This is a genomic window from Brucella sp. JSBI001 (assembly GCF_026014005.1).
GTDB lineage: Bacteria > Pseudomonadota > Alphaproteobacteria > Rhizobiales > Rhizobiaceae > Brucella > Brucella anthropi.
On sequence record NZ_CP110339.1, the window covers coordinates 3,641,944 to 3,668,797 of the forward strand.

Genomic DNA, 26,854 nt, shown 5'->3' on the forward strand with positions numbered 1-26,854 from the left:
TTAGTTTTTCCGGGGCCTGCACTTGCCCCACGTCTTTTTCAGATAGTTCGACACACCTTTCAGCTTCGGGTCGGAGAGGAAACCCTGACGAAAGAGAATGCTCCCTTTCACCTCCGGCAAAGATTCATTGAATTCTAGCTGGCGCTTGATTTCGGTCACGCCCTCGCCCGCCTGCCAACTGGGTTCAAGTGTGGTTCCAGAACCGGCCCGATAGAGTGCCAAACCAATATAAAGATCGGTCTTCGTGCCGCGAACGGTATCGGCCCACCATTTCGCAATCGTCCCGTAAGACACATCCTTGCGGCCAAAGGACCAGTAAATCTGCGGCGCGATATAGTCGATCATGCCTTCTTTCACCCAACGCCGGGTGTCGGCAAAATCTCCGTCATAGTTCGTTTTCCCGGCGCGGGTTGCAGAACCGCGGGGATCGTCCGCAGCGTTGCGCCAAACGCCACTCGGGCTGATGCCGAAACGGACATTTGGTTTGATGGCTTTTATCTTGTCCGAAATCTCCCGCACCAATGTATGGGTATTGTAACGTCGCCATTCGTATTTGCTCGAAAAGCGTGTGCCAAACCGTGCATATGATTTGTCGTCGTCGAGTTTCGACGATGCGGTTTCGTAGTAGAAATAATCATCGAACTGAATCCCATCGACATCGTATTTCTGGACGACCTCTGCCGTCACATTCGTCACCCATTCACGGACAGCCGGAATGCCAGGATCAAGGACGTAACGGTCGGCTGAAACACCGACCCAGCCGGGATGGGACTTGAAAACACTGACTGGCGACTCGTTTGACGAATTCCGCAATTCCTTGCGGGTAGACGGCTTCGTATCCATCGAAACACGGTAGGGATTAAGCCATGCATGCAGTTCTATGCCGCGCTTATGCGCTTCCTGAATTGCAAATTTCAGCGGATCAAAGCCGGGATCTTTACCGAGAGTTCCAGTCAGATAGGACGACCACGGCAAATAGGATGACGGATAAAATGCATCGGCAGTCGGCGAAACCTGAAAGATGACAGCATTGATACCATGCTCAGATGCTTCATCGAAAAGTCTGAGCAGCTCTTCTTTCTGACGCTTTATGCGTTCGGCATCGTCCTCGATACGGGACGAACTGCGTGACGGCCAATCGAGATTGAGAACTGTCGCTATCCAGCTGGCATGAAATGCATCGCAGTCGAGGGGCATGAAATCGTTCCGTCTAAACAACTCGTCAGGCAAGGGTTTGAAATGGTTCTTTAACGCATCAGAGCGCCGTGGGTCCATTTGGACGCACAAAGGTCGCTCTAATTTACTGAAATTACGCATCGTGCTTTCCAAAAAATCGATCCCGATTTTTGGCCCGATGCTGTAGCTTAAAGATAGAAAAGCAACAGCGAGGGCAGCATGTACAAGAATATTCTCGTAACCACCGATGGGTCAGAATTTGCAGAGCGCGGGCTCGTCCACGCATTTAAACTGGCACGAACAGTCGGCGCGAAGGCGACGGTGCTGACTGTCACCGCTCCCTATTCCGTTTCGGGGCTTCCTGGCGGCTGGACTGATAGCCCTGCCTTCATCGAGCGCTTCGAACAAGAATGGAACGAGTATGCCGATAAATCCCTCGCTCGTGCGCGCGAACTGGCGGCAGAAACGGAAGTCGAAGTTCATACGCTGCATGTGGTTGCGCCACATCCGGCGACATCAATCATCGAAACTTCTAAAGAACTGCGCAACGATCTTATCGTCATGGCTTCCCATGGTCGTCGCGGACTGAAAGGTATGCTTCTTGGCAGTCAAACCTACGAGGTCCTGACGCGCAGCAACACACCGGTTCTAGTGGTAAAATAAAGCCACATCGAAAGGGCCCGAAATTATCGGACCTTCTTCCTTTTCAGCCAGTCTGGTGACCCGTCGCGCTTTCGATATCGATACGGAAGAAGATCGGTTCAAGTTTGCGTTCGTGTCCGTCCTTCGCGACCGTCTTTATGTATGCCGGTTCCCACCAGGTCGGTTCCGAAGCCATAAGCGCGACGATCGCATTTTTTTCGTCATCACCATCGATTTCCCGATAATGACCGTTCAGCACAACGGTGCGCCAGTTTGTCCGGGATTCGATATGATCGAAAAGAATACAAACTGCATCATTCTTGCGCAGGGCCTCGGTCTTCTGCCCATCGGTGGTAAAAGAATAGAGCGAGCCGCCGCTGAACCGGAAACTAAGCGGTACGATAAACGGGCGATTTTCGAGAACATAAGCCAGCCGCCCGAGATGGGTGTGCTGTATCATGTCCCGGATATCGTATTCCGACATTTCCCTGATCATCATGGCACGCCTCCGTTGTTTGTTTATCTGCCAACAAACTAACATAGGGCGGGCCTACAGCTTTGACTGCAATCAAAACACAAGCAGAGCTAATTTATCAGACGAACAAACGCCCTTCCGCGATCTTGACCGCCGTGCCTCCAATCCTCGCTCCTGTGAGCTGCTGCTTGGCAACGTCCAGTTCGAGACGGATCCGCGAAGGTCGCCCCATCTCCATTCCCTGCTCGATCCACCACTGCGAACTGCCGTCAACAGGTTTGTCGTTCTTCTGGATCATGCCTGCAAAGGCGGCTGCAGCCGAGCCCGTAGCCGGATCTTCATAGACATTCGCCCCCGTTACAAACATGCGCGCATGGAAATTGCTGTCGAACAAAATCGTTTCGCGGCAATAGACGTAAATCGGCAAAGGTCGGCCATCGACGTGTGGGAGGCTTTCGTTCACATAGACCGGGTCAATGGACACTTTTGCTGCGGCAATCAGATTGTGAACCGGCACGAGCAGATAAGGTGTACCCGCGCTCCAGACGCCAGGCACATGGTTCTCAAATCCGATCTCATGTGTACCGAGACCGATCGCAGCAGCGGCCTCCTCTTTCTCGACCTTGACATCAACTCGCTCTGGCAGGCGGGGCAAATCGAACTCGGCGAAGGCGCTATTCTCTCCCAATATCACACCGCAGCGAACAATACCGACCTTCTCTTCCAGAGCCACGAGCCTGTCGGTCTCATCACCCGTTTTACGACGGCGAGCCAGCGACACGGCAGCCCCTACTGTCGGGTGCCCGGCAAAGGGAAGCTCATAATCAGGCGTGAAGATACGCACCGCCGCTTCATGTGCGGGATTGTTCGGGGGAAAAATGAAAACCGTTTCGGAAAGATTGAACTCGCGTGCGATGGCCTGCATACGCGCATCGGTCAAACCTTCGCTATCATGGACGACAGCCAGCGGATTTCCAGCCAGAGCCTTGTCGGCGAAAACGTCGAAAACCTCATAGAATCTGCCGGAAACGGCGGCGTCATTCATCCCTTATTCTCCCCTCGACCTACACACAAAACCGACTGCGAGGTCGGTTTCACTCCAATGTCTCATGCTTCGCATTGTCTGCGAGCATAGCCAATTTCGCGCCGCTGTCATCTGCAAGTCTGGCCAAGCTTTAGAGATTGTTGAAATGCCAGTCGGCAAATGCTCGCACATAGGACGGTGTTGCGTCTCCCATCGTTTGAGCTGCCTTCACTGGTATGATCTCTGATAGTTCCGGTTCTTCCTCCGCAGAAAGATATCGTTCAATCCGTGATACCAGATCGGTTGACGGTGCATCGAAATAATAACGGCGGAAAAGCGCGATGCTACGGTTTCCTGTCACAAGATTGATCTGTCGCTCCGCACGTGCGTCAAGAAGATCAAGACCCGTTTCCTCGCGAACCTCCCGTTGCCGATTGGCGTCATAATCGACAGCTCCATCGACAATGTCATTATCATCCACTGAGCCTGCCGGAAAATAGACCCTTCCCGCCCCGGCATTTTGTGTGCTCATACGCCCGGCGATCAAATGTCCTTCGCTCGAGACAATCACACCGACACCGAAAATGTGCCACGGACGTTCCTGCGATACGTCATGCCGCCAGTGCATCAGCGTTGCAAAACTGGTGCGCTTGAAGCCGGCCTGAAACATGCCGCCAATCAGTTCTGCGTGTGGTGCCAGATAGAATTCGCCATCGAACAAAGTGGGGTTGGCTGCCCGCTCACGTGTCCAGTTCGAAGCAATCGCTTCGTGGTTATCCACGGTATATGATAAAGGACCGGGCAGTACCCGGACATCGGCACTGTCAATAATGTGGACAGTATTTTCCCGAACCTGCTTCATCGCTCAAACCATGTTCAATGTCACTGCAACCGGACAATGATCGCTTGCTTTCGGGCGATCCCAACCTGTTCTAGGATAACGCTCGATCTGCTGATCAGGTGGAAAAATCGTGCGCCAAGGCTGGCCACGCCGAATGATATTCGGAACCGCCTTCTCATTCTTCTTCGCAAAAGAAGGCGATGCCATGATGTAATCAAGCTGGCAAAGATGACGCTCCTGCGGCCCGCGCGTATGGTAAAGCGTCCAGCGGTCCATAACGGGACGGCGCTCGACCAGATTGACCGCAAACCCGTCGGCTAAGAGCACGTCCAACGCACTTTCTTCTTCAACCATTGGCGTGAACTGATAGCCGTTCCATTCATCGCCCCCGATAATGATCCGCTCACGATAATCATTGAAATCACCACAAATCAGCCAGCGGCGATCTGCAACATTGGATGGTCCGAACTTATCTTCGATGATACGGCGCATGGCGCGCGCCTCTGCGCGTCGCACCGGCAGAGATGCTGTCCGTCCGTCAAATCCGTTGCGCGCGCCCGTCATCGATTTCAGATGCGTAACGAAGAGCGATATGGGCTTCCCGGCAATGCGGATATCCACATTCAGGCAATCCCGCTTGAAGATTCGGTCATGGGGTTCCAGCCCAAGTTCCCCAAGTACGGGCTCGTAGAGGCCAAAATCATTATAGGTTACATAAGCATAGCTGGTGACTTCGTCGACTTCGATGGGCTGTCCGTCCCGTGTCGTGTCGCGCATCATAACGGCAACATCTATGCCGCGGCTGTCATTGCCATCTATGAGATATTTATGTCGGAAACCGTGGCCTATCATCTTGAAAAGATAGCCATATTCAAACGCATTCAACGCCGCCAGATTATCCACCTCTTGCAGGCAGAGAATATCAGCCCGCGTTTCGGCAATCGCCAGAGCCGTCATCTGGCGTGTGTCGTCTGCGTGCGCCACAGCGCGCGCCTGCTCAAGAAGGCGATACTGCGCCTCATCGTTGATCTCGAACAATTGCAGGGTGCGATCCTGATGCAATTCATTGCGAAAGCCGGAAAAATCAAACCGGCGCATCAGATTTTCGACATTGAAAGTAGCTATGGTAAACATGTCTTCGCAATCTCTCTGCTTGCTGGGCGATTGGCAAGAGGATGATTTCCGAAACCAATAAATTTCTGCCGAAGCGGTGACTTGGATATAAAGTATACCCATATATCGGGAGAACGATGATTAAAGCGAGCTGAAACGATGCGAAAAATTGTGCGCCTGACGATACTGACAGGGCTATTCGTTGCAGGCATTGCAAGTGTGGGTTCAGCCGTCGAACTGCGTAACAGCCAATATCTTCCCTCGCTGAAACCGAGCGGACCGTTGATTATCGGCGGTCAGGCGGGTGCCAATCGCACAGATCCGAGCGCTCGCAACTGCTACGGTTCAACGCTTTGCCGGGAAAGTGGAACTTATATCACCGAACATGGCGTATTAAACTACAAGAACGGCGATACTCTGCAATATCGACGCACGATGCAGCCACCGACCGCAGGCGCGCGCCCCAGCAGCAATCATATCCAGTGGTGTTCAAATCGGTATCGCAGTTACCGAACATCCGACAATACATTCCAGCCGTTGGCTGGTCCCAGGACAGGCTGCAATTCGCCATTCCAGTAAGAAAAAAGCCGGGTCTGAACCCGGCTTTTTTATTTCCACCAACCTAGGCGGCAGCGGATTTCGTATGAGCACGTATCAAACGACCAAGGCGCTTGATGCCTTCATCGATCATCTCATCGTTGGCGCATGAATAGCTGAGGCGCAGCGTGTTGGCACCGCTGCCATCAGCAAAAAATGCCCGCCCGGGAACAAACGCCACTTTCTCGCTATCAATGGATGCAGCAAGTAGCGCTGCGCCATCCATGCCTTCCGGCAGCGTGACCCAGATGAACATACCGCCTTCAGGCTTCGTCCAGCTTGTGGTTTCAGGCATATATTTCGCCAGCGCTTCGAGCATCTTGTCGCGACGGTGCTTATAAACCTTGTGCAGCTTCGCGACCTGAGTACCAAAGCCGCTGCTCGCAACACGCTGAATAGCGATCTGGTTGATCGTGGACGAATGAAGGTCCGCAGCCTGCTTCATGAGAACAAGCTTACGAATGACTGGCTTCGACGCAACCACATAGCCGACACGCAAACCCGGAGCCAGCGTCTTGGAGAAGGAACCGCAATAGATGGTGCGGGTCTTCTCGATGTCACTGCCATTGCGGGCAATGTCCAACGCCAGAATTGGCGAAATCGCATCGCCATTGTAGCGAAGATACTGGTAAGCCGCATCTTCGATAACCGGAATATCGAGCTCATCAGCCTGTGCGAGCAGTTTCTCACGACCGGCAAGATCGACGGTTTCCCCTGTCGGGTTGCTGAAATCGGCAGACAGATAAGCGAACTTGACCTGACCGCCGGCTTTCTTGGCAGCCTCTGCATAGGATTCCGGCGTGCGGTTGCCGTTGATCGCCAGCATATCGTAATTGGGCTCGTAAGCGTTGAAAGCCTGCAGCGCGCCAAGATAGGTCGGTGCGGTCACCAGTGCTGTGTCGGCGGGCGACAAAAACAGCTTGCCCAGATAATCGAGAGCCTGCTGCGAACCCGATGTGATGAACACATTGTCTTCCGTGCAGGGAATGCCAATCTTGGCAAGTTCTCCGACCAACCAGGTGCGCAGCGGCTTGTAGCCTTCCGAAACGGAATATTGCAGCGCTGCGTTGGCTTCTGGACCCGTAAGAATGTCCTTATAGGCTGCCTGGAATTCTTCGTGCGGGAAAAGAGCCGGATCAGGAATTCCGCCCGCAAACGAAATAATATCTGGGCGTTCCAGAAGCTTCAGCAGTTCGCGGATTTCCGATGCGCGCATACGTTTCGAGCGCGTTGCAAATACATTTTCCCAGTCCAACACGGGAAATCTCCTCAATTAGACTATCCGTACATTTTACGGAACTTGTAATAGCTAAGTCTCCTCAAAACTTGGCTATTGGATGTGAAGCTCTAGCGCACTTTTCGGCAAGCGAGAACAGCTTTTCCCATGCTTCTATGGAATAAAGATATTCGGAATTGTTTTGGGCCTCAAAGTGCACGAAACGAAAAATCTGGCACAGAATTTGGGTTCTTTTCGTTCGCCTTACGTTGACGATCAACCCGGCCATAGAGTGCCAACTACGAAGGGGGCGCAAGAAGCGCCCCCTCTTTTCGACCTTCATCGAGGCCGAAAACCAGATGGCATTCTGGTTCTGGCGCCCATGTCATTTGCAGACGGCCAGAACCTGAACCCCGCCGATTTTAGTTGCGAGCCTTGTCGACAAGCTTGTTCGCTGCGATCCATGGCATCATGCCGCGGAGCTTTTCGCCAACTTCTTCGATCTGGTGGCTATCGTTGTTGCGACGGATGCCCTTGAAGCGAGCAGCACCTGCGCGATATTCCTGCATCCAATCGGAAGTGAACTTGCCGGTCTGAATGTCTTTCAGAACACGCTTCATTTCTTCCTTGGTTTCGGCGGTGATGATGCGCGGACCAGTGACGTATTCGCCCCACTCTGCAGTGTTCGAGATCGAGTAGTTCATGTTGGCGATGCCGCCTTCGTAGATCAGGTCCACGATCAGCTTCATTTCGTGCAGGCACTCGAAGTAAGCCATTTCCGGCGCGTAGCCAGCTTCAACGAGAACCTCGAAACCGGTGCGGATCAACTCAACCACGCCGCCGCAGAGAACAGCCTGCTCGCCGAACAGATCGGTTTCGCACTCTTCCTTGAAGGTAGTTTCGATGACGCCTGAACGACCGCCGCCAACGCCCGAAGCGTAGGAGAGAGCCAGATCATGAGCATTGCCCGAGGCATCCTGATGAATGGCGATGAGGCAAGGAACGCCGCCGCCCTTCTGGTATTCGCCGCGCACCGTATGGCCTGGGCCCTTCGGTGCGATCATGACGACGTCAACCGACTTCTTCGGCTCGATGAGGCCAAAATGCACGTTGAGACCATGAGCGAAAGCGATTGCCGCGCCATCACGGAGATTGTCGTGAATGTGTTCCTTGTAGATGTCAGCCTGTAATTCGTCAGGCGTTGCCATCATCATGAGATCGGCCCACTTGGCGGCGTCAGCAACATTCATCACCTCGAAGCCGTCAGCCTGTGCCTTCTTCGCGGTCGCAGAACCTTCACGAAGGGCCACACGCACGTTAGCGGCACCGGAGTCTTTGAGGTTCAGCGCGTGGGCGCGGCCCTGGCTGCCATAACCGACGATAACCACCTTCTTCGACTTGATCAGGTTAACGTCTGCATCCCGATCGTAGTAAACGCGCATTTCCTTATTCCCTTCGTTCAGATTGTTCTTCGGCTTCCTTGCGTCCACCGATGTGATTAGGCCCCATAGAGGGCGAAAAACTGCTTGGTGGCGCGCCGGGCGTCCCGGATGACCACGTCGTCAGTCAGTTCGAGATGGTCGCCAAGCAGCAACCGTATTTGCATGTCCCGGACGACAAGCCCGAAAAACGTGCGAAATGCCTCATCGATATCGTCGAAGGCCAGCAAACGTGCCTCCTGCCCCATATGGAGAATGGGCTTGAGGCGCTTGGCCATGGCCACAGGACCGTTGGCCAGCACGATATCACCTAATGTGGACTTGCCGGACGCCGCATGGCTGACCGCCAGCCGGTTCAGGGCAATGGAGGTTTTTCCCGACAGCACCAGCAGCCAGTCGCGCGCGAAATGTTCCAGGCTCGAAAAAAGAGATTCCGCATCCAGCTTTTCACGGGTCAGCGGAACGACGCGAACTTTCGATGCCTGCCAGCGAACCATTGCCGTCAACAGACCGTCGCGATCGCCAAACCATTTATAGAGGCTTTCTTTCGAGCAGTTGGCGGCACGAGCAATACTTGCCGTCGTCAAAGCGCGGTCCCCGCCTTCCACTAGAAGGCGCAACGCCTGCTCCAGAACATCGTTCTGACGCGGCGAAAGAGCCTGCTGCTTTTGAGCCTGCATTTCGTCGCTGGTATCAGTCACGGGTCTTTTCCTCCACCTTGTACCGTACGGTACGGTTCCCAATTCATAATTACTGTTTCTTCAGCGGTCAAGCATGTTTTCAAAAATTACGGTCGCCTAAAGCGGGATTAATTTTCATCGACAACAAATGCAAAAAAGCGCCTCCCCAAAACCGGAAAAGCGCTCTTTAAAACTATCAATTCAGATGAGTTACAGATTCACCTGCGTTCCAATTTCCACAACACGACCGGTGGGAATCTGGAAATATTCGGTCGCGTCCGATGCCGTTCGGGCAAGCAGGATAAACAGCTTGTCCTGCCATAGCGGCAAGCCGGAATGAGCCGACGCCTTGAGCGAGCGGCGCGACAGGAAGAACGACGTCGTCATGATATCGAATTTCCAGCCAAGCTTTCGACAGATGCCGAGCGCTCGTGGAATATTCGGTTGCTGCATATAGCCGAAGGTAAGCGTCACCTGCATGAAGCGCTCGTTATATTGGGATACACGCGCGCGGTCGGCACTTGAAACCCACGGCTTCGATGCCGTCACAACCGTCAGTATGACGTTATTCTCGTGCAAAACCTTATAGTGCTTCAAGCTGTGCATGAGCGCAGTGGGAGCGCTTTTAGGGTCGCCCGTCAGAAACACAGCCGTGCCCGGCACGATGGTCGGCGGACGTTTGGTCATTTGTTGGACGATCAGATCCAGTGGAACTTCGGCCTTGCGGGTCTTGTTAAAGAGATGCCGCGTTCCGCGCACCCAGGTCCACATGATGAGAACAAGTATCGCGGCAATACCAATCGAAGCCCAACCACCCTCATGGACTTTGATGATATTTGCACCGAAGAACATAATATCGATGATCAGGAAGCCAACAATAATCGGCAGGGCGCGGCTCACGCGCCAATTCCAGATGCGTGTCATCACGATATAGAGAAGGACCGTCGTGACCAGCATGTTGCCGGTAACTGCAATGCCATATGCAGCGGCCAGATTGCTGGACTTCTCGAATCCGAGCACCAGAATAACCACCGCCAGCCCCAGAAGCAGGTTGACGCGCGGAATATAAATCTGGCCGTGCAGCTTTTCCGAGGTGTGCTGGATTTCAAGGCGCGGCAGAATGTTGAGCTGAACGGCCTGACGTGCCACCGAATAAGCGCCCGTAATAACTGCCTGGCTAGCGATAACAGTCGCTGCAGTTGCCAGCAGGACCATGGGCAACAGCGCGAAGCTCGGCATCATCTGGAAGAATGGCAATGCAGCGGCTTCGCCATGTGAAAGGATGAAGGCTGCCTGTCCAAAATAGTTGAGCAGAAGGCATGGGAACACGATCCAAAGCCATGCGCGAACGATTGGCTTGCGTCCAAAATGACCGAGATCGGCGTAAAGAGCTTCGGCACCGGTCATTGCGAGGAACACGGCACCAACCGTGATAAAGGCAATGCCCGGGCTGATCATCAGAAAGCGTACAGCATAATAGGGATTCAGCGCCACCATCACCGTAGGATCATCGAAAATATGCCAGAGACCCGACGCACCCAGCGCCAAAAACCACAATGCCATAATCGGTCCGAAGACGATGGCCACCTTGCCAGTGCCGAGTTTCTGCACCGAAAACAGCGTCACAAGAATAACGACAGTTATGGGAACGACGAACGGAGTAAGATCAGGAGCGACAATCTCAAGACCTTCCATCGCCGATAGAACGGAGATTGCGGGCGTGATGACCGCGTCGCCGAAGAACAGCGCCGCACCGCAGATGCCTACCCCCAAGATAAGGTCAGGCCGGCCTTTCAACGCACCTCTGACAAGAGCCATCAGCGAAAGAATGCCACCTTCACCGTTGTTATCAGCGCGCAGAACAAACAGCACATACTTGATGGTCACAACCAGCGTCAGGGCCCAGAAGATCAGAGAAACAACGCCCAGAATGTCACTGCGGGCGAGAATGCCATCGCTCGCCGCCGCATGAAGGGCTTCACGAAAAGCATAGATGGGGCTGGTGCCGATGTCACCGTAGACAACGCCCAGCGCCCCAAGCACCAGCGTTTTCATGCTCTCATTGTGCTGTTCGGCATCTTCAGCAAAAGCGACGCTTTCAGGAACACCAACGGCAGGCATAGCGGCCTGTGTGGGCGTGTCATTGCCATTTAGCTCGCCGCTCATATGCAGGCACCTCGCAACTTCCTGAAAAGATTCTGGCTGGAGTTACTGGAGATCGATTTCAGATAATGAGTGTATTCGCAAAAAGTTGCGAATTGCCGCATCGCCGCCGCACCGTTGCCCAAATCAGCTTTAATCATAAGCATGGTATCGATTGAACGTAGCAATTCGTCCAAACGCAACCGCAATAGAACTGCCTCGGCGCAGAAAGCAGACGTCGGAAAACTGCTTCAATGCTTCCCTCATACGATCCCGCGTCCCCCAACGCATCTGAATAGTGGCGGACGCCTAAAGCTTGTCTCACCCGAATGCAAATGCGCTTTTTGCAAAGCTTCAACCCGAGCCATGCACCAAGCGCATTGACTAACATCTTATGCCAATGCCGCAATATAGCGGCTTACAGTTACCGGCATTCCATACATGAGTGCATCGGCGGTCAATCCATGTCCAATGGAAACTTCACTCAACTGAGGGATACGTTTTACCAGCGCCGGCAGGTTGTCTACTGTAAGATCATGCCCCGCATTGATATCGAGGCCTAGCGCCGTAGCGGCATTTGCAGCCTTTTCCAGTCGATCCAGTTCACGTATTGCGGCTGCCCGGTCATCATAGGTCGCACCATAAGGGCCGGTATAGAGCTCCACACGGTCCACACCGATAGCAGCTGCGCGTTCGTATCCAAGCGGATCGGGGTCGGCGAACAATGACACCCGCATTCCGCCTACTTTCAAACGGGCCACGATAGGAGCCAGAAAGTCAGATTTCGACACGAAATCCCATCCATGATCCGAGGTCGCCTGTGTTGGATCATCAGGAACGAGCGTCACCTGCTCAGGCTGATGTTTCTCCACCAGATCGAGAAATGCTTCGCTTGGAAAACCTTCGATATTGAACTCCGCCTGCGGAAACTCGTCATCGATCAAAGCGCGTATATCACCCAGATCGGAAAACCGGATGTGACGCTGATCGGGACGCGGATGCACTGTCAATCCCGCAGCGCCTGCTGCAAGCGCAGCGCGGCCCAGACCGGTAACGCTTGGCCAAGGCAAATCACGCCGATTTCGCAGCATCGCAACAGCGTTGAGATTGACCGATAATTTCGCAGGCATTGGAGACTCCCGGATAGATATCCCGCTTTATAACGCCTGCCACGAAAAAATGTGAGTGCTTTGCCGTCGCACCGCAGCCGCAATCCCCAACCATGAAATCTGCCTGCAACAAACTGGGTTTGCATAGTTTTTCCAGTTCGCATCAATTTGGAGACTGTCCGCAACCTTTGCCCCCGCTTCGACGTTTAAATCTGATCAATGATGGAGGTCTATGATGCGAAATGAGGACATACCCGTCATTCGCCGCATTCCAACAAACCGGGAAGACGTTTTTGCTTTTGCAATTGAAGGACATCTCGACGATGCGTCATTGGAGAACCTCTACGGGCTTCTCGACGCAGCTTACGAAACGCATGAAGAAATTGACCTCCTGATCCGCCTCACCGGATATGAAGGTTTCGACTGGACGGCTGCGTTCTCGGAAAGCATGCTGTCCATGCGCTCCAAATCCCTGAAAAAGCTCCGACATTATGCAATCGTCGGTGGCCCCTTGTGGATACAAGCCAGCATAACCCTCATGCAGCCTTTCCTGTCCATAGAGCTTCGCGCTTTCGAAGCCGACGAAGAAAACGAGGCCTGGGAATGGCTGAGTGCCCGACCGACAGACGAATAATTATTTTACAATGGTCAAACGTTCGGCAGCCCGCGTGATCGCCGTATAAAGCCACCGCTCACGCGTATCGCGAAACGCAAAACTTTCATCGAAGAGCACGACTTCATCCCATTGGGAGCCCTGTGCCTTGTGCACAGTTAAAGCATAACCGTAATCGAAATCGTCGTAGCGTTTTTTGGTCTGCCACGGAATTTCACTGTCGGGGTCTTCGAACTGCGCCTTCAGCAGCTTGATCTTCGCCACACCGCGATCATCATCCTCAGGTGTAACCAGCAGATTGATACCGGGCTTCACCGTTTCCTTGGACGATGTCATCACCTTCCAGAGCGATCCGTTGAGAAGTCCCTTGGCAGGATCGTTGCGCAGGCAAACCAGTTTGTCGCCAGCCTGCGGGTAATCAGCAGTAAAGCCTTTTAGCTCCCGAAGGCGCTGGTTATAGCGGCGGCGCGTCCGGTTGGTACCGACGAGCACCTGATCGGCGGCTAACACCATCTCCTGATTGACGTCGCCTTTTCCGATAACCTTTGCAGCGCCATGGTCACCATAAGGAAGTTCACGCCCTTCCCGCACATCAAGCGCCATACGGATGATCGGATTGTCCTGCGCCTGACGATGAATCTCGGTCAGAAGATAATCCGGCTCGTGTTCCGTAAAAAAGCCGCCGCCGGAAATCGGCGGCAACTGCCCCGGATCGCCAAGAACGAGGATGGGCGTGCCGAAACTCATCAAATCCCGCCCCAGCGCCTCATCGACCATGGAACATTCGTCCACGACGATCATCGCGGCTTTGGCGACAGGGCTCTGCCGGTTAAGCGAGAAGGTCGGCGCGATGGAAGTCTTGCCAGTCGTTTCGTCCTCAATCGCTTCTTCGCCACGTGGGCGATAGATCAGCGAATGAAGCGTGCGTGCGTTGCTAGCGCCTTTCGAGCGCAGCACCTGTGCCGCCTTGCCGGTAAAGGCCGCAAACTGCACATCGCCATCCACATGCTCGGCAAAATAGCGGGCGAGCGTCGTCTTGCCCGTACCCGCATAGCCGAACAATCTGAAAATAGGGCTGCGGCCGTCTTTGAGCCACTGCCCGACGGCCTTCAGCGCCTGATCCTGTTCCGGTGAAAACTGCATGATCCTTTCAGACAGGATTCGCCGCCCGAAAACAAGATCAAACCGTGATCAAACGGTTTTGCTCACCAGTGCTGCAAATCTGTCGAGATCGACATTGCCACCACTGGCGATCACCCCTACACGCTTACCTTGCAGCTTCGACGCCATCTGTCGTGCGCCAGCAAAAGCGAGACAGCCTGTCGGTTCGACCACCATTTTCATCCGGCTGGCGAAGAATTTCATGCCGTCAACCAGTTCATCGTCGCTAACGGCCAGAATATCACGAACAGTTTCGCGGATGATGGCAAAGGTCATGTCGCCAAGAGCTTGCGTCTGGGCGCCGTCCGCCAAGGTCTTCGGCACGTCGATGTGCACAATCTTGCCGGAGCGGAGCGACTGCTGGCCATCATTTCCGGCCATCGGCTCGACACCGTAGACGTCGCATTCCGGCGACAAGGCTTTTGCCGCTAGCGCTGAACCGGCCAACAGGCCACCACCGCCAAGACAGACAAACAGGGCATCAAAGGGACCGGTTTCCTCAATCAATTCCTTTGCCGCAGTTCCCTGCCCCGCAATTATATCAGGATGATTGAATGGCGGAATGAGGGTCAGCCCACCCTCTTCGGCCAGGCGCTTCGAAAGCACATCGCGGTCTTCTTCATAACGGTTATAGGTAACAACCTTCGCGCCATAGCCTCGCGTTGCATCAAGTTTCGCGCGCGGCGCATCCTCAGGCATGATGATGGTCGCGCCAATACCGAGCAGTTTTGCCGCAAGCGCGATCGCCTGCGCGTGATTACCGGACGAAAAAGCCAGCACACCTCGCGCTTTTTGCTCATCCGTAAACCGCGACAGAGCATTGAAAGCACCACGAAATTTGAAGGCACCGATGCGCTGGAAGTTCTCGCATTTGAAAAAGAACTGAGCGCCGGTTTCGCGGTCGATAGTTGACGACGTGAACACCGGCGTATGGTGCGCGTATCCTTCGATCTGCTTTGCGGCCGAAATAACATCATCATAAGTTGGAAGCTGGTTCATCATTCGCCTCTTCATTCTCTATTTCAGCATCGGCCATAGGCTCAGAACGAGCAGCAGGGCCATGATAAGGTTGAACCATTTCAATCGAACAGGATCGGAAAGCCAGTTGCGCAGCAATGTGCCAAACCCTGCCCAGACCGAAACGCTCGGCAAATTCACAATCGCGAAGGCGGAGCTGACCAGGAGCACGGCGACATAATAGTTGTCGTGATTGGCATAGGTGGCAATTCCCGTGATCGCCATTACCCAGGCTTTCGGATTGACCCATTGGAATGCCGCTGCCTGCAAGAAAGTCATTGGCTCAGCTTTATCTCGATGCTTTGCCTCTCCGATGGAACGCGACATAGCAATCTTCCAGGCAAGGTAAAGCATATAGGCGCCACCAGCGAATTTCAGCGCGGCATAGAATGACGGCACCGTTTCGATCAAAGCGCCGAGCCCGAAGCCGATCGCAAGCAGCAACACGAAGAAGCCCACACCGATTCCCAGCATATGCGGGATCGTTCGACGGAAACCAAAATTTACGCCTGATGCCAGAAGCATGAGATTATTTGGCCCCGGCGTAACGGACGACACGAAGGCGAAGACAAGAAGCGCCAGAAAAATTTCAACAGACATAGGACGGCCCCAATTTATGGGGACAAATTAGCTCAATAAAAAACCGGCACAATCGAAACATTGTGCCGGTTTTCAAACATATTGTATCGATTTCAGTTGAAAGCTTTTACATGCCTTCCGGGCCACGGTTCATGGCTGCAACACCCGTACGGCAGGTCTCAACCAGTCCGAGTGGCTTCATGATCGAGATGAACTGATCAATCTTGGCAGTCTTCCCGGTGATCTCCAGGATGAAGTGATCTGTCGTCGCGTCAACCACCTTGGCCTTGAATGCGTCGGCAAGACGAAGCGTTTCCGCCCTCGCCTCGCCTTTGCCGGCAACCTTCACCAGTGCCAGTTCGCGTTCAACCGGACGGTCGTGGCCAAGCTCAGAGGCGCGATGGCTGAGATCAACGACGCGGTGAACCGGAACAATCCGGGCCAGCTGGTGGCGGATCTGGTCAAGCACGTGCGGCGTGCCGCGCGTCACGATCGTAATGCGCGACAGGTGCTTTTCATGCTCGGTTTCCGAAACCGTCAGGCTTTCAATATTGTAGCCACGTCCGGAGAAAAGACCGATCACACGGGCAAGGACACCCGGCTCATTGTCGACGAGTACCGCAAGCGTATGCGTTTCCGGCGTTTGCGTTTCGGCTGCAATGAAATAGGCCGATCCGGAAGCTAGGTTCTGTGCATTCATGATTTCTTTCCTCCGGATCAGACGAGCGCGCGGCCCTTGGCATCGATGGCGTTGGCGACAGCTTCATCCGTTGCTTCATCCGGCAACAACATTTCGTTATGCGCCTTACCCGATGGGATCATTGGGAAGCAGTTGGCGAGATTTGCCACGCGGCAATCGAAAATAACCGGCTTGTCGATGTCGATCATTTCCTGAATGGCGGCATCGAGGTTGCCCGGCTTGTCACAACGGATACCATGTGCGCCATAGGCTTCAGCCAGCTTCACGAAATCCGGCATCGCCTCGGTATATGAGTGCGACAGGCGATTGCCATGCAGGAGCTGCTGCCACTGGCGCACCATGCCCATATACTGGTTATTCAGGATGAATATCTTGATTGGCGCATTGTGCTGGATGGCAGCCGACATTTCCTGAATGCACATCTGGATCGAGGCATCGCCCGCGATATCGATAACCAGTGCATCAGGGTGTGCGATCTGTACTCCGAGCGCTGCCGGCAGTCCGTAACCCATGGTGCCGAGGCCACCAGAGGTCAGCCAGCGGTTCGGTTCCTCGAAGCCATAGAATTGCGCAGCCCACATCTGGTGCTGACCAACTTCCGTGGTGATGTAAGTCTTCCGATCCTTGGTCAGTTCATAAAGCCGCTGAATTGCATACTGCGGCATGATGACGTCCTTGTTCGGCGCATAGGCGAGTGAATTGCGGGCACGCCAGCGATCGATCTGTTCCCACCAGGCACCGATTGCCTGCTTTTCCGGCTTCTTGTCAGAGGCACGGAACTGCCGAACAATATCTTCCAGAACATGCGCAACATCGCCGATGATCGGAACATCAACGCGAACGCTTTTGTTGATGGAGGATGGGTCGATATCGATATGAATTTTCTTCGAGTTCGGAGAAAATGCGTTCAGACGTCCGGTAATACGGTCATCGAAACGGGCACCGACGCACAGCATGACATCGCAGTCATGCATGGTCATGTTGGCTTCGTAAGTGCCATGCATACCGAGCATGCCGAGCCAGTTCTTGCCGGAGGCCGGATAGGCGCCCAGCCCCATCAGCGTGGATGTGATCGGGAAATTGCTGATCTCAACCAGCTCGCGCAGCAGACGGGAAGCTGCCGGGCCGGAATTGATCACACCGCCGCCAGAATAGATGACGGGCTTCTTTGCATTGACGAGCAGACGAACGGCGTCCGAAATTGCCTGCGCCTTGCCGTCGAGAACCGGACGGTAGCTGGTGCGCGGCGCGGTTTCCGGCGGCGTGTAAATACCCTTGGCGAACTGGATATCCTTAGGAATGTCGACCACAACGGGACCGGGACGACCGGTGGAAGCGACATGAAAGGCTTCGTGCAGGATGCGTGCCAGATCGTTGACGTCCTTCACCAGCCAGTTGTGCTTGGTGCAGGGGCGCGTGATACCGATCGTATCGCATTCCTGAAACGCATCGGAGCCGATCAGCGTTGTCGGAACCTGACCGGAAATGCAAACCAGCGGAATGGAGTCCATCAGGGCATCCTGCAGCGGCGTAACGGCATTGGTCGCACCCGGACCGGAGGTAACAAGCATCACACCAACTTTTCCGGTCGAACGCGCGTAGCCTTCCGCAGCGTGTCCTGCGCCCTGCTCGTGTCGGACCAGAACGTGCTGAACCTTGTCCTGCTGGAACAGTTCGTCATAGATCGGAAGCACAGCGCCGCCGGGATAACCGAAGATGCTCTCCACACCCTGATCGATCAAAGCCTGAATGACCATTTCTGCGCCGGTCATTTCGCGTGGATTGCTTGCTTCCTGCGTTTCTGCGGCGTTTGCGTCCGCCTCACGTTTACCTGCAGTCATTGTTCTCTTCCCGTCGTCTGCATTTCATTTCTGATTTGGATAATAAAAAAGGCCCCCGAGGGAGCCTGTCTTTCGCGCATGGGAGCTTTCGCCGGATGGTTACACCATCCTGCCCATGCGCGCCCGTACCACAAGAATAATAATCGTGTTCATGGTGGCGGACACTAATAGCCGGATTTGGCGTCGTCAACGCATAAATACATCGCCCGCGATATTTTCTTAGGCTCACCCGCCCCAAACGATAACTTTATTTCAACGGAAGATTCTTATCCTGACGCGAAACCTCCTGTTGAAAGTTGGGGCGGAGTGGGCAGCATGAGCGAAATCGGGGACAGTTCCAACGCGCGAGAACAGAGCGAATATGTGCAGCGCAATCGCACGGAAGGCTATGTCATCCAATGCGATGGCGAGAGTGCCATCGTCTCAGCGCTATCAGGCCCCTCTTCGGCAGCATCTGACGATTATTGGGCCGTAGGCCAGCTTATATCCATTCAGGCAGGCGACAATCGCGTCGTGGGACTCATCCGCAACGTGCTTGTTCCCGGTGATGTCTGGATACGCGGCGGTGACAACACGCTCCATGTCCATGTCGAGTTTCTGGGTGAAGTTCGCGTGCAACCGACCGGGCAGACCACTTTCAACGGCGGTATTTCGCAGTTTCCCCATCCCGGCGCTATTGCTCACCGTATCCGCGCCACCGACCTTGCTGCCATTTATGCGCAAACAGGTCACAGCAGCGTTTCAATCGGTACACTCACGCAGGACGCAACCGTTCCGGCTTACATATCGGTCGATGATCTTATCTCCCGACATTTCGCTATCGTCGGCACAACGGGCGTCGGCAAATCGAGCGCAGTCATCCTGCTGCTACGCCGGATCGTCGCCGAAAAGCCCAATCTGCGTGTGCTCATTCTTGATCCACACAATGAGTTCGCGAGCGCATTTCCCGATCTGGCCGTGGCGGTCGATCAGACGAATATCGAACTGCCATTCTGGATGCTGCGGCTGGATGAATTTGCAGATGTGATCTTTCGCGGGCGCGCGCCGGACCCGATGGAACTCGATATATTGCGTGATCTGGTTCAGCTAGCCCGCGAAAAAATGCAGGGCACAGAACTGTCAGCCGCGAAAACATTGCGACGGCAGCTTGCCGACCGCCAGAGCGTCAGCGCCGACACTCCCATCGCCTACCGTCTGCTTGACCTGATAGCCCTCATCGATGAGCGTATGGGTCTCCTCGACAGCAAGGCGGAACGTCCCTATCTGCGCAGCCTCAAAGCTCGGCTTGAATCGATCTCTGCCGATCCCCGCTTCCGTTTCATGTTCGCTGTAACTGGCGGCTCGGAAACAATGCGACAGGCCATTGGCCGGATTTTTCGCATCCCGCTGAACGGAAAACCCATCTGCACATTCCAGCTTGCAGGCTTACCATCCGAGGTTGTCAACGCTGTTGCTTCCGTCTTGTGCAGACTGGCATTCGATATCGCCCTTTCAAGTGAGGGCAGCCTACAGACACTGGTAATCTGCGAGGAAGCCCACCGCTATATTCCAACCGACCGCGACGCCGGGTTCTGGCCGACAAGGCAGGCAATATCCCGAATTGCCAAAGAAGGTCGAAAATACGGTTCCTATCTCGGAGTTATAAGCCAGCGCCCCGGCGAGCTTGATCCAACGATCCTCTCACAGTGCAATTCGATTTTTGCGATGCGGCTCGGTAATGAACGTGATCAGGAAATCATCAAAGGTGCCATTCGCGGCGGCGCACAGAGCATGGCAGGCTTCCTGTCATCCATCGCCAACCGCGAAGCGATAGCCTTCGGCGAAGCGTTCTCAACACCGATGCGTCTCACATTCGAAACCATCCCACCTCATCAGCTTCCCGGACGCAGCAAAAGCGAGAGCGCTCTTTCCAGCTGGCGCAACGACGAAAAGATATCCCTCGACCGTATCGTTGAAAAATTACGTGCTTTTGAGAACAGTTCACAGACGGAACCGGTGGACCAACTCGGAGACGAGGATAATCTGTGGGGCAGCCCAGTCTCCACCAGTCGCCGTGACCAAGCGCCTACCGACGAAGCTTACCATCGCTCATCTTCTTCGCCGAGGCCACAAACATCACTCAGTCTCGACACAAAACAGAGTATTGAGAAGATGGGCGAACTGGTGCGCAGCTTTCGCAAGGATCGCGAGCGCTAGATAGTGTAGCGAATCCGAAAGTCCTATCAGCCTGAAGCTAGGCGCAGACGCGGTTACGGCCCATATTCTTCGCGGCATAGAGCATCTTGTCAGCGCGACGATAGAGATCTTTCGAGGTCTCGCGCCGATCCCATATCGCAAGACCGATACTGACGGTAACGCCAAGCTTTTCATCGCCAAGATCGATTTCGAGCGTCGATATGGCCTTGCGAATACGATTAGCAAGCTTGATCATCAATTCCGCGTCCATGTTCGGCGCAAGGACTGCGAACTCCTCGCCACCAAGCCGGGCGACAACATCATGATACCGTGTATAGTCCTTGAGACACCGCGCCACCTCCTGCAGCACGACATCGCCAATGTCATGTCCGTAGGTATCGTTCACGGCCTTAAAGTGATCGAGATCGATAATCATCAGTCCGACAGGCCGCTGTATACGGTCGAACTGGACCAGATATTCCTTTAGCGCCTCGTCGAAATAGCGCCGGTTCTGCATACCGGTCAGGCTGTCCGTCAGCGCGGCATGTTCGAGGGTCTGCGACCGTTCGGAAAGATCCTGCGTGATGACCTGCAGTTTGCCGTGGTCCAGCGCATCGGTGCGAATTTGGGGATAGATCAGGAACAACCCGCAAGCGATTGTCGCAATCAGCACCCAGATTGTGACGTGGTTCAGTTGGTCGAGTCTCGAAACCAGCTCATAGGCGTTCGCATCAAGAGGCAATGTCTGCAATTGTCCGATGTCGACACGAGCTTGATAAAGCAACAGCCCGATACCGAACATCAAAACAATCAGAATAAAAAATGCCCGTTCCGATTTATGAAACCGCATAGCCCGCGCCCACCTCTCCTGTTTCAGAGAGTGCCAGCGAGTTATTTCGTTGTCGTTAATTGAGCGAAGGCATCATCGGAATTTGCGTGCGTGCACCAGCGATCATCAAGCTGATTTCGAAACCAGGTCGACTGACGCTTTGCATATTGCCGAGTGGCGATAACCGAACGTTCAATGGCTTCTTCCCGCGACATCGAGCCTTGCAAAAATGCCGTGATTTCACGCACACCGATGGCCTTCATTGCCGGCAATGCCGGGTCGAGATCAAGCACCAGCAATGCCTTCACTTCGTCAATCGCACCATTGTCCCACATCAGGGCAAACCGCCGGGCAATACGCTCTGAAAGCCATGTCCGGTCCGGCAGCAAGACGATCTTGCGGGCGCTATCATCGTCTACCAGTGCCTGTCCCTTCGTCTGTTGCCATACAAGAAGCGACTTTCCAGTGCCTTCAAAAACCTCCAGCGCCCGAACGATGCGCTGGCTGTCGAAAGGTTGAAGGGTTGCGGCCATCTCCGGGTCACGTTCGCTCAGAAGCCGGTGAAGAAGTTCCGGACCGTCCGTCTCCATACGTCCTCGCCAATAGGCGCGAACATCACCCGGCACCTCTGGCATCTGCGACAGTCCACCGAGAAGCGCTCTGAAATAAAGCCCCGTCCCGCCAACGAAGATCGGGGTCCTGTGCTTCATGGCAGGTTGCGTTAGCAGGTCAGCTACATTATCCAGCCATCGTCCGGTCGAATAGGACGTCGATGGCGCGACGTGTCCATAGAGATGATGTTCTGCCGCAGCGAGATCCGCTTTGTTCGGCCGCGCAGTCAGAAGGTCAAGAACATCGTAAACCTGCATGGAATCAGTGTTCACGATGAAACCGCCGGTCTCATGAGCCATGCGAATGGCAAGTGCCGACTTGCCGCTGGCCGTCGGGCCAGCTATCAGGATTGCATTCGTGATCGCACCCTCATTCATCGTCGGAATTGCTCTCCATGTCCCAACAGGTTTCTCTCGTCGCCACTTTGATTGCCAATCCGGCCAAGGCCTCGCTTGCATCAGCGCTTGGGATTAAAGCCTCAGCGGCAGTGAATGCAACTGGACTCTATTGGCTGGCCGACAACATTGCCTGCGACATTGCGCTTCCATCGGGGATCAGCAGTGACGAAGCCGAAACCCTGCTGCGCCATTCGCTTGATGGCGCGCCGGTCGACGTGGTGGTGCAGGAACAGGAGCACCGACGCAAGAAAATTCTGATTGCCGACATGGATTCCACGATGATCCAGCAGGAGTGCATCGATGAACTGGCAGAGGAAGCCGGGCTGCGCGAGCATGTGGCTGCAATCACCGCGCGCGCCATGAACGGCGAGATCGCTTTCGAACCAGCCTTGCGCGAGCGGGTCGCCTTGTTGAAAGGTCTGCCGCTCAACGTAATCGACAAGGTCATTTCAACCCGCATTACACTGATGCCCGGCGGCCCGGAACTCGTGCGCACCATGCGTAAACATGGCGCCTACACGGCGCTTGTGTCCGGCGGTTTCACCTCATTCACCCAGCGTATCGCCGAAATGATCGGCTTCAACGAAGATCGTGCGAACAGGCTGATCGACGATGGCTTGCATCTGACCGGGCTGGTCACAGAACCAATTCTCGGCCGGGAAGCCAAGGTCGAGAAACTCGAGGAAATCGCCGAACGTCTTGGCCTCACACCAGATGATGCAATCGCAGTAGGTGACGGGGCGAACGATCTCGGCATGATTCAGCTTGCAGGCACCGGCGTCGCACTCCACGCAAAGCCGACCGTAGCTGCGCAGGCCAGAATGCGGGTTGACCATGGCGACCTGACCGCCCTCCTCTATATTCAGGGCTATCGAAAGACGGATTTCGTTCAATGATCATTCTGGAAACGCCACGCCTCATCATCCGGAACTGGGAAGATCGCGACCGCAACCTTTTCCATGTCATCAATTCCGATGAAGAAGTCATGCGTTTCTTTCCCTTTCGCAGAAATCGCTCGCAATCGGATGAACTGTTCGACCACCTCCGGAAGATGATTTCTGAAACGGGTCTCGGTTTCTATGCGCTGGAAGAAAAAGAAGAAGGTCAGTGCATCGGTTTCGCCGGTCTCGCCCGCACTGACCTTGAACCTTATTTACCGGATGGCACCGTTGAAATCGGCTGGCGGCTGGCCCCTCCCTTTTGGGGCAAAGGCTATGTGACCGAAGCAGGCAAAGCGCTGATCGAATACGCTTTCGGCACCCTTGGCCTCACCGAAGTGGTTTCCTTCGCTGTCCATAATAATGAGCGGTCTACAGCCGTCATGCGCCGCATCGGCATGACCGGCGACCCGTCGAGCGATTTCGACCATCCCCGCGTGCCGGATGAAACTCCGCATTTGAAGCTTCATTCGGTCTACCGCATTCAAGCAGCCTGACCGGCCACCCAGCCCGAAGACCATGCCCACTGGAAATTATAGCCGCCGAGCCAGCCGGTAACATCGACGACTTCGCCGATGAAAAACAGGCCGGGAACGGATTTGGCTTCCATGGTCTTGGAGTCGAGATCGCGCGTATCGACCCCTCCAAGCGTAACCTCCGCCGTACGATAGCCTTCCGAACCGGCGGGCTTGATGCGCCAGTCGTTTATCACGGCCTCGACACGGCGGAACATCTTGTCGGACATATCCGCCAGATGACCGGTCACACCAATTTCCTCGGCTATGGTCTGCGCAAGTTTTCTCGGAAGATAAAGCGCCAGTGCGGTCTGCAATGCCTGCTTGCCGTTCTGTTTGCGCTGCTCACGCAGGGCTTCGAAAATGTCCGTCTCCGGTAGCATCGCAAGGCGGATTTCATCTCCTTCACGCCAGTAGGAAGAAATCTGCAGGATCGAAGGGCCACTGATACCGCGATGTGTAAAAAGCATCGCTTCGGCAAATTTCGTTTTGCCACAGGAGACAACGGCATCGACGGCAACACCGGCCAGCGGCTTCAGCCGTTCCAGCGTGTTGGGTTCAAATGTCAGCGGCACCAGTGCCGGGCGGGTTTCGACAATCCGCAATCCAAATTGTGTCGCGATATCGTAGCCGAAGCTTGTAGCTCCCATCTTCGGGATAGATTTCCCGCCACAGGCCACGACCAGTGATCGACAGCGAACCGGTCCATCCGTTAGCTGAAGCGTAAAACCATGTGCGGATTTTTCGACCGAACTGACACTGCAACCAAGCTTTAGTCGCGCGCCATGGCGCTTCATTTCCCCCAGCAACATTTCAATTATCTGCAACGCCGAGCCATCACAGAAGAGCTGCCCGAGTGTCTTCTCGTGATAGGCGATACGATGACGTTCCACGAGCGCAATGAAGTCGCGCTGCGTGTAGCGGCTCATAGCAGAGATACAAAAATGCGGGTTCTGCGAGAGATAATTTTTCGGACTTGCATGAAGATTGGTGAAATTGCAGCGACCACCGCCCGATATGCGGATTTTCTCACCGGCTGCCTTTGCGTGATCCACGACCAGCACGGAACGCCCGCGTTTGGCCGCCTCGATGGCACACATCATGCCTGCCGCGCCAGCGCCTATGACCACAATATCGACTGTTTCCAACTCACCCTACTCCGAATGGCGCCGGTCCATAGCATACCGGAGGCGAATGAAACAGAAGGCTCTGCCATTTCGAACGACAAATAAGGGAGTGCTCGAATCTCTTTGTACGGTTCTGGCGCCAAGTGGCTCAAACCGCAAAACAAAACGGCATTGCAGATTTCCCTGCAATGCCGCTTCAGCAGTACATTCAATTGAGGATCAATTGATCCGGACAGTCACGAAACGCAGTTCCCCCGAACGAGAAGCCAGCATCATAAGTGCATTCTTGCGTCCTTCTCGGCGCAGTGCGTCAATGCGCTTCTTCACGTCTTCCGGCGTCTTCACGTTCACCTGCCCGATATCGACGATAACATCGCCGGTTTCGATACGCTTCTCGCCAGCAGCTGAACCAGGAGAGACGTAAAGAACAGCAACGCCTTCTACATCTTCGGCAATGCCAAATTCTCCGCGAACATCGTCATTCAGCTCGCTGAGCTTCATTCCAAGAACGCTCGGGGCAGCGTCACTCTTCTGTTCTTTTTTTGACGTATCCGGCGTTTCCGCACCTTCATCACCGCCCTCGCCCTCGGGCAGCGGAGCCTGATCTTCCGTCGCAGCTTCGGTGCTCTTGTCATCCTCGACCAGACGTCCGAGCTTGACCTTCACCGTCTTTTCCTCACCCTGACGAACCACGACAATCTCGACTTCCTTGCCAACCGGGGTTTCTGCAACCAGTCGCGGCAGATCGCGGGCGGTATCGACCGGCTTGCCTTCGTAGCGGATCACGACATCTCCGGCTTCAATGGCCTTGTTGTCGACACCGGAATTTTCGATCAGCCCGGCAATCAGCGCGCCCTTGGCTTCCTTCAGTCCAAGGCTCTGAGCGATATCCTCGGTAACAGGCTGGATACGTACACCAAGCCAGCCACGGCGAACTTCACCGAACTCCTTGAGCTGGTCGATAACACCCACAGCCATTTCCGCAGGGATGGCAAAGCCGATACCGATAGAGCCGCCCGAGGGCGAGATGATTGCAGTGTTGATACCGATCACCTTGCCATCCATATCGAACAGCGGCCCACCGGAATTGCCACGGTTGATGGCCGCATCGGTCTGGATGAAGTCATCATAGGGACCGGAATTGATATCTCGCTTGCGGGCCGAAATAATGCCCGCAGTCACCGTTCCACCAAGACCGAAGGGATTGCCAATCGCAAGGACCCAGTCGCCGATACGCGCCTTTTCCGAATTACCGAACTCTACGGCCTTCAGCTTATGCTTGGACGGATCAACCTTGAGGATCGCCAGATCGGTCTTGATGTCTTTTCCGACCAGTTCCGCTTTCAGCTTGGACCCATCGTTGAAATTGACTTCGATCTCATCCGCATCGGCGATGACGTGATTGTTCGTGACGATGAAGCCCTTTTCGGCATCGATGACGAAGCCGGAACCCAGCGACTGGACCTTGCGTGATTCATCGCCTTGCGCGCCGCCCTTGTCACCGAAGAAGTCCTTGAAATATTCCTGGAACGGAGAGCCTTCCGGCACCTGCGGCATCGGAACCGCACCGTCACCTTCGCCATCTTCCTTGACGGTCTGTGAGGTCGAGATGTTCACCACTGCATCCAGCAGCCCTTCGGCCAAATCGGCAACAGAAGCCGGCCCCTGAGCCGCGATTGCCGGAGGTGTTCCTACCGAAAGAGTGCCAGCGACGGTCATCGCCCCCAATGCCACGGTTGCGAAAAGGGTGCGAGCAAATCCCGCCTTTGGTGCAATTACCATGAAGCCCTGCTCCGTTCCTGTCTGCTTGCAGTCGTTTGATTAGCGATAGATGTACTAAGGCTTGATCGCTGCAAAATACGGCCTGTTTACGGCCCCGCATAGACTACAGACAA

25 protein-coding genes are annotated in these 26,854 nt (G+C 54.7%); 6 read left to right on the plus strand and 19 right to left on the minus strand.

The window, feature by feature from the left end:
• Nucleotides 1–1,197 carry a glycoside hydrolase family 10 protein gene (locus LJ361_RS17270; RefSeq protein WP_010659789.1) on the minus strand — a complete coding sequence of 399 codons (1,197 nt, stop codon included), beginning with the start codon at nt 1,195–1,197 and terminating at the stop codon, nt 1–3.
• Between the two features lie 198 nt (nt 1,198–1,395).
• Here LJ361_RS17270 and LJ361_RS17275 point away from each other — a divergent pair, with 198 nt between their 5' ends.
• Nucleotides 1,396–1,839 (plus strand): universal stress protein, encoded by a 444-nt coding sequence (locus tag LJ361_RS17275; protein ID WP_010659788.1) that lies wholly within the window; start codon nt 1,396–1,398, stop codon nt 1,837–1,839.
• 43 nt (nt 1,840–1,882) lie between these two features.
• Here LJ361_RS17275 and LJ361_RS17280 read toward each other — a convergent pair whose 3' ends face one another.
• The 4 genes from LJ361_RS17280 to LJ361_RS17295 form a co-directional block, all read right to left on the minus strand.
• Nucleotides 1,883–2,317 carry a pyridoxamine 5'-phosphate oxidase family protein gene (locus tag LJ361_RS17280; RefSeq protein WP_010659787.1) on the minus strand — a complete coding sequence of 145 codons (435 nt, stop codon included), beginning with the start codon at nt 2,315–2,317 and terminating at the stop codon, nt 1,883–1,885.
• 94 nt (nt 2,318–2,411) lie between these two features.
• Complete coding sequence (locus LJ361_RS17285; protein ID WP_010659786.1) at nt 2,412–3,338, minus strand: PhzF family phenazine biosynthesis protein; 927 nt, start codon at nt 3,336–3,338, stop codon at nt 2,412–2,414.
• Nucleotides 3,339–3,468: 130 nt separating this feature from the next.
• Nucleotides 3,469–4,179 (minus strand): NUDIX domain-containing protein, encoded by a 711-nt coding sequence (locus LJ361_RS17290; RefSeq protein WP_010659785.1) that lies wholly within the window; start codon nt 4,177–4,179, stop codon nt 3,469–3,471.
• Between the two features lie 3 nt (nt 4,180–4,182).
• A complete protein-coding gene (locus LJ361_RS17295) occupies nt 4,183–5,292 on the minus strand; it encodes an endonuclease/exonuclease/phosphatase family protein (protein WP_010659784.1) in 1,110 nt (369 codons plus the stop codon).
• A gap of 138 nt (nt 5,293–5,430) precedes the next feature.
• On the opposite strand from LJ361_RS17295, the gene LJ361_RS17300 reads away from it, so the two are divergent.
• Nucleotides 5,431–5,850, plus strand: coding sequence for a BA14K family protein (locus LJ361_RS17300; RefSeq protein ID WP_010659783.1), 420 nt, complete (start codon nt 5,431–5,433; stop codon nt 5,848–5,850).
• 43 nt (nt 5,851–5,893) lie between these two features.
• On the opposite strand, the gene LJ361_RS17305 is transcribed toward LJ361_RS17300, so the two are convergent.
• The 5 genes from LJ361_RS17305 to LJ361_RS17325 all read right to left on the minus strand — a co-directional run bounded on the left by LJ361_RS17305 (nt 5,894) and on the right by LJ361_RS17325 (nt 12,475).
• On the minus strand, nt 5,894–7,126 hold the full coding sequence (locus LJ361_RS17305) for a PLP-dependent aminotransferase family protein (RefSeq protein WP_010659782.1): 1,233 nt from the start codon (nt 7,124–7,126) through the stop codon (nt 5,894–5,896).
• A 380-nt stretch (nt 7,127–7,506) separates the two neighbouring features.
• Nucleotides 7,507–8,526, minus strand: coding sequence for a ketol-acid reductoisomerase (ilvC, locus tag LJ361_RS17310; RefSeq protein WP_010659781.1), 1,020 nt, complete (start codon nt 8,524–8,526; stop codon nt 7,507–7,509).
• A 56-nt stretch (nt 8,527–8,582) separates the two neighbouring features.
• Nucleotides 8,583–9,224 (minus strand): TetR/AcrR family transcriptional regulator, encoded by a 642-nt coding sequence (locus tag LJ361_RS17315; protein WP_010659780.1) that lies wholly within the window; start codon nt 9,222–9,224, stop codon nt 8,583–8,585.
• A 189-nt stretch (nt 9,225–9,413) separates the two neighbouring features.
• Complete coding sequence (locus LJ361_RS17320; protein WP_010659779.1) at nt 9,414–11,369, minus strand: potassium transporter Kup; 1,956 nt, start codon at nt 11,367–11,369, stop codon at nt 9,414–9,416.
• A 368-nt stretch (nt 11,370–11,737) separates the two neighbouring features.
• Nucleotides 11,738–12,475, minus strand: a complete 738-nt coding sequence (locus tag LJ361_RS17325; RefSeq protein WP_010659778.1) for a pyridoxine 5'-phosphate synthase — start codon at nt 12,473–12,475, stop codon at nt 11,738–11,740.
• A gap of 214 nt (nt 12,476–12,689) precedes the next feature.
• Here LJ361_RS17325 and LJ361_RS17330 point away from each other — a divergent pair, with 214 nt between their 5' ends.
• Entirely contained in the window at nt 12,690–13,088 is a 399-nt protein-coding gene (locus tag LJ361_RS17330) for an STAS/SEC14 domain-containing protein (RefSeq protein WP_012091800.1), read from the plus strand.
• Here the strand turns inward: LJ361_RS17330 and LJ361_RS17335 are convergent, their stop codons facing one another.
• The 5 genes from LJ361_RS17335 to LJ361_RS17355 form a co-directional block, all read right to left on the minus strand.
• Nucleotides 13,089–14,210, minus strand: coding sequence for an ATP-dependent DNA helicase (locus tag LJ361_RS17335; RefSeq protein ID WP_010659776.1), 1,122 nt, complete (start codon nt 14,208–14,210; stop codon nt 13,089–13,091).
• Between the two features lie 48 nt (nt 14,211–14,258).
• Nucleotides 14,259–15,227 (minus strand): threo-3-hydroxy-L-aspartate ammonia-lyase, encoded by a 969-nt coding sequence (locus LJ361_RS17340; RefSeq protein ID WP_264813607.1) that lies wholly within the window; start codon nt 15,225–15,227, stop codon nt 14,259–14,261.
• 18 nt (nt 15,228–15,245) lie between these two features.
• A complete protein-coding gene (locus LJ361_RS17345) occupies nt 15,246–15,845 on the minus strand; it encodes a LysE family translocator (RefSeq protein WP_010659774.1) in 600 nt (199 codons plus the stop codon).
• Nucleotides 15,846–15,951: 106 nt separating this feature from the next.
• Nucleotides 15,952–16,524 carry an acetolactate synthase small subunit gene (gene ilvN / locus LJ361_RS17350; protein WP_010659773.1) on the minus strand — a complete coding sequence of 191 codons (573 nt, stop codon included), beginning with the start codon at nt 16,522–16,524 and terminating at the stop codon, nt 15,952–15,954.
• A 17-nt stretch (nt 16,525–16,541) separates the two neighbouring features.
• Nucleotides 16,542–18,365: an acetolactate synthase 3 large subunit gene (locus LJ361_RS17355; protein ID WP_012091798.1), complete on the minus strand. Its 1,824-nt coding sequence runs from the start codon at nt 18,363–18,365 to the stop codon at nt 16,542–16,544.
• A 315-nt stretch (nt 18,366–18,680) separates the two neighbouring features.
• On the opposite strand from LJ361_RS17355, the gene LJ361_RS17360 reads away from it, so the two are divergent.
• Nucleotides 18,681–20,561, plus strand: coding sequence for an ATP-binding protein (locus tag LJ361_RS17360; protein ID WP_010659771.1), 1,881 nt, complete (start codon nt 18,681–18,683; stop codon nt 20,559–20,561).
• Between the two features lie 37 nt (nt 20,562–20,598).
• Here the strand turns inward: LJ361_RS17360 and LJ361_RS17365 are convergent, their stop codons facing one another.
• Nucleotides 20,599–21,390, minus strand: a complete 792-nt coding sequence (locus LJ361_RS17365) for a GGDEF domain-containing protein (RefSeq protein WP_010659770.1) — start codon at nt 21,388–21,390, stop codon at nt 20,599–20,601.
• Between the two features lie 41 nt (nt 21,391–21,431).
• On the minus strand, nt 21,432–22,358 hold the full coding sequence (gene miaA, locus LJ361_RS17370; RefSeq protein ID WP_010659769.1) for a tRNA (adenosine(37)-N6)-dimethylallyltransferase MiaA: 927 nt from the start codon (nt 22,356–22,358) through the stop codon (nt 21,432–21,434).
• 17 nt (nt 22,359–22,375) lie between these two features.
• Between miaA and serB the strand changes: the two genes are divergently transcribed.
• Nucleotides 22,376–23,275 carry a phosphoserine phosphatase SerB gene (serB, locus tag LJ361_RS17375; RefSeq protein ID WP_010659768.1) on the plus strand — a complete coding sequence of 300 codons (900 nt, stop codon included), beginning with the start codon at nt 22,376–22,378 and terminating at the stop codon, nt 23,273–23,275.
• Nucleotides 23,272–23,814, plus strand: coding sequence for a GNAT family N-acetyltransferase (locus LJ361_RS17380; protein ID WP_010659767.1), 543 nt, complete (start codon nt 23,272–23,274; stop codon nt 23,812–23,814). The genes serB and LJ361_RS17380 overlap by 4 nt, the downstream gene beginning before the upstream one ends.
• On the opposite strand, the gene LJ361_RS17385 is transcribed toward LJ361_RS17380, so the two are convergent.
• Nucleotides 23,802–24,980: an NAD(P)/FAD-dependent oxidoreductase gene (locus tag LJ361_RS17385; protein WP_010659766.1), complete on the minus strand. Its 1,179-nt coding sequence runs from the start codon at nt 24,978–24,980 to the stop codon at nt 23,802–23,804. The two genes, LJ361_RS17380 and LJ361_RS17385, sit on opposite strands and share 13 nt — an antisense overlap.
• A 198-nt stretch (nt 24,981–25,178) precedes the next feature.
• Nucleotides 25,179–26,741 (minus strand): Do family serine endopeptidase, encoded by a 1,563-nt coding sequence (locus tag LJ361_RS17390; protein WP_010659765.1) that lies wholly within the window; start codon nt 26,739–26,741, stop codon nt 25,179–25,181.
• Between the last annotated feature and the right edge of the window lie 113 nt (nt 26,742–26,854).

Bases quoted from the DNA above. Each gene is read 5' to 3' on its own strand.
- LJ361_RS17320 (WP_010659779.1), bottom strand. From the start codon at position 11,369: ATGAGCGGCGAGCTAAATGGCAATGACACGCCCACACAGGCCGCTATG.
- LJ361_RS17340 (WP_264813607.1), bottom strand. From the start codon at position 15,227: ATGAACCAGCTTCCAACTTATGATGATGTTATTTCGGCCGCAAAGCAG.
- LJ361_RS17280 (WP_010659787.1), bottom strand. From the start codon at position 2,317: ATGATGATCAGGGAAATGTCGGAATACGATATCCGGGACATGATACAG.
- LJ361_RS17360 (WP_010659771.1), top strand. From the start codon at position 18,681: ATGAGCGAAATCGGGGACAGTTCCAACGCGCGAGAACAGAGCGAATAT.
- LJ361_RS17325 (WP_010659778.1), bottom strand. From the start codon at position 12,475: ATGCCTGCGAAATTATCGGTCAATCTCAACGCTGTTGCGATGCTGCGA.
- serB (WP_010659768.1), top strand. From the start codon at position 22,376: ATGTCCCAACAGGTTTCTCTCGTCGCCACTTTGATTGCCAATCCGGCC.
- LJ361_RS17380 (WP_010659767.1), top strand. From the start codon at position 23,272: ATGATCATTCTGGAAACGCCACGCCTCATCATCCGGAACTGGGAAGAT.
- LJ361_RS17295 (WP_010659784.1), bottom strand. From the start codon at position 5,292: ATGTTTACCATAGCTACTTTCAATGTCGAAAATCTGATGCGCCGGTTT.
- LJ361_RS17290 (WP_010659785.1), bottom strand. From the start codon at position 4,179: ATGAAGCAGGTTCGGGAAAATACTGTCCACATTATTGACAGTGCCGAT.
- LJ361_RS17335 (WP_010659776.1), bottom strand. From the start codon at position 14,210: ATGCAGTTTTCACCGGAACAGGATCAGGCGCTGAAGGCCGTCGGGCAG.
- LJ361_RS17300 (WP_010659783.1), top strand. From the start codon at position 5,431: ATGCGAAAAATTGTGCGCCTGACGATACTGACAGGGCTATTCGTTGCA.
- miaA (WP_010659769.1), bottom strand. From the start codon at position 22,358: ATGAATGAGGGTGCGATCACGAATGCAATCCTGATAGCTGGCCCGACG.
- LJ361_RS17270 (WP_010659789.1), bottom strand. From the start codon at position 1,197: ATGCCCCTCGACTGCGATGCATTTCATGCCAGCTGGATAGCGACAGTT.
- LJ361_RS17330 (WP_012091800.1), top strand. From the start codon at position 12,690: ATGCGAAATGAGGACATACCCGTCATTCGCCGCATTCCAACAAACCGG.
- LJ361_RS17285 (WP_010659786.1), bottom strand. From the start codon at position 3,338: ATGAATGACGCCGCCGTTTCCGGCAGATTCTATGAGGTTTTCGACGTT.
- LJ361_RS17390 (WP_010659765.1), bottom strand. From the start codon at position 26,741: ATGGTAATTGCACCAAAGGCGGGATTTGCTCGCACCCTTTTCGCAACC.
- ilvC (WP_010659781.1), bottom strand. From the start codon at position 8,526: ATGCGCGTTTACTACGATCGGGATGCAGACGTTAACCTGATCAAGTCG.
- LJ361_RS17345 (WP_010659774.1), bottom strand. From the start codon at position 15,845: ATGTCTGTTGAAATTTTTCTGGCGCTTCTTGTCTTCGCCTTCGTGTCG.
- LJ361_RS17355 (WP_012091798.1), bottom strand. From the start codon at position 18,365: ATGACTGCAGGTAAACGTGAGGCGGACGCAAACGCCGCAGAAACGCAG.
- ilvN (WP_010659773.1), bottom strand. From the start codon at position 16,524: ATGAATGCACAGAACCTAGCTTCCGGATCGGCCTATTTCATTGCAGCC.
- LJ361_RS17365 (WP_010659770.1), bottom strand. From the start codon at position 21,390: ATGCGGTTTCATAAATCGGAACGGGCATTTTTTATTCTGATTGTTTTG.
- LJ361_RS17275 (WP_010659788.1), top strand. From the start codon at position 1,396: ATGTACAAGAATATTCTCGTAACCACCGATGGGTCAGAATTTGCAGAG.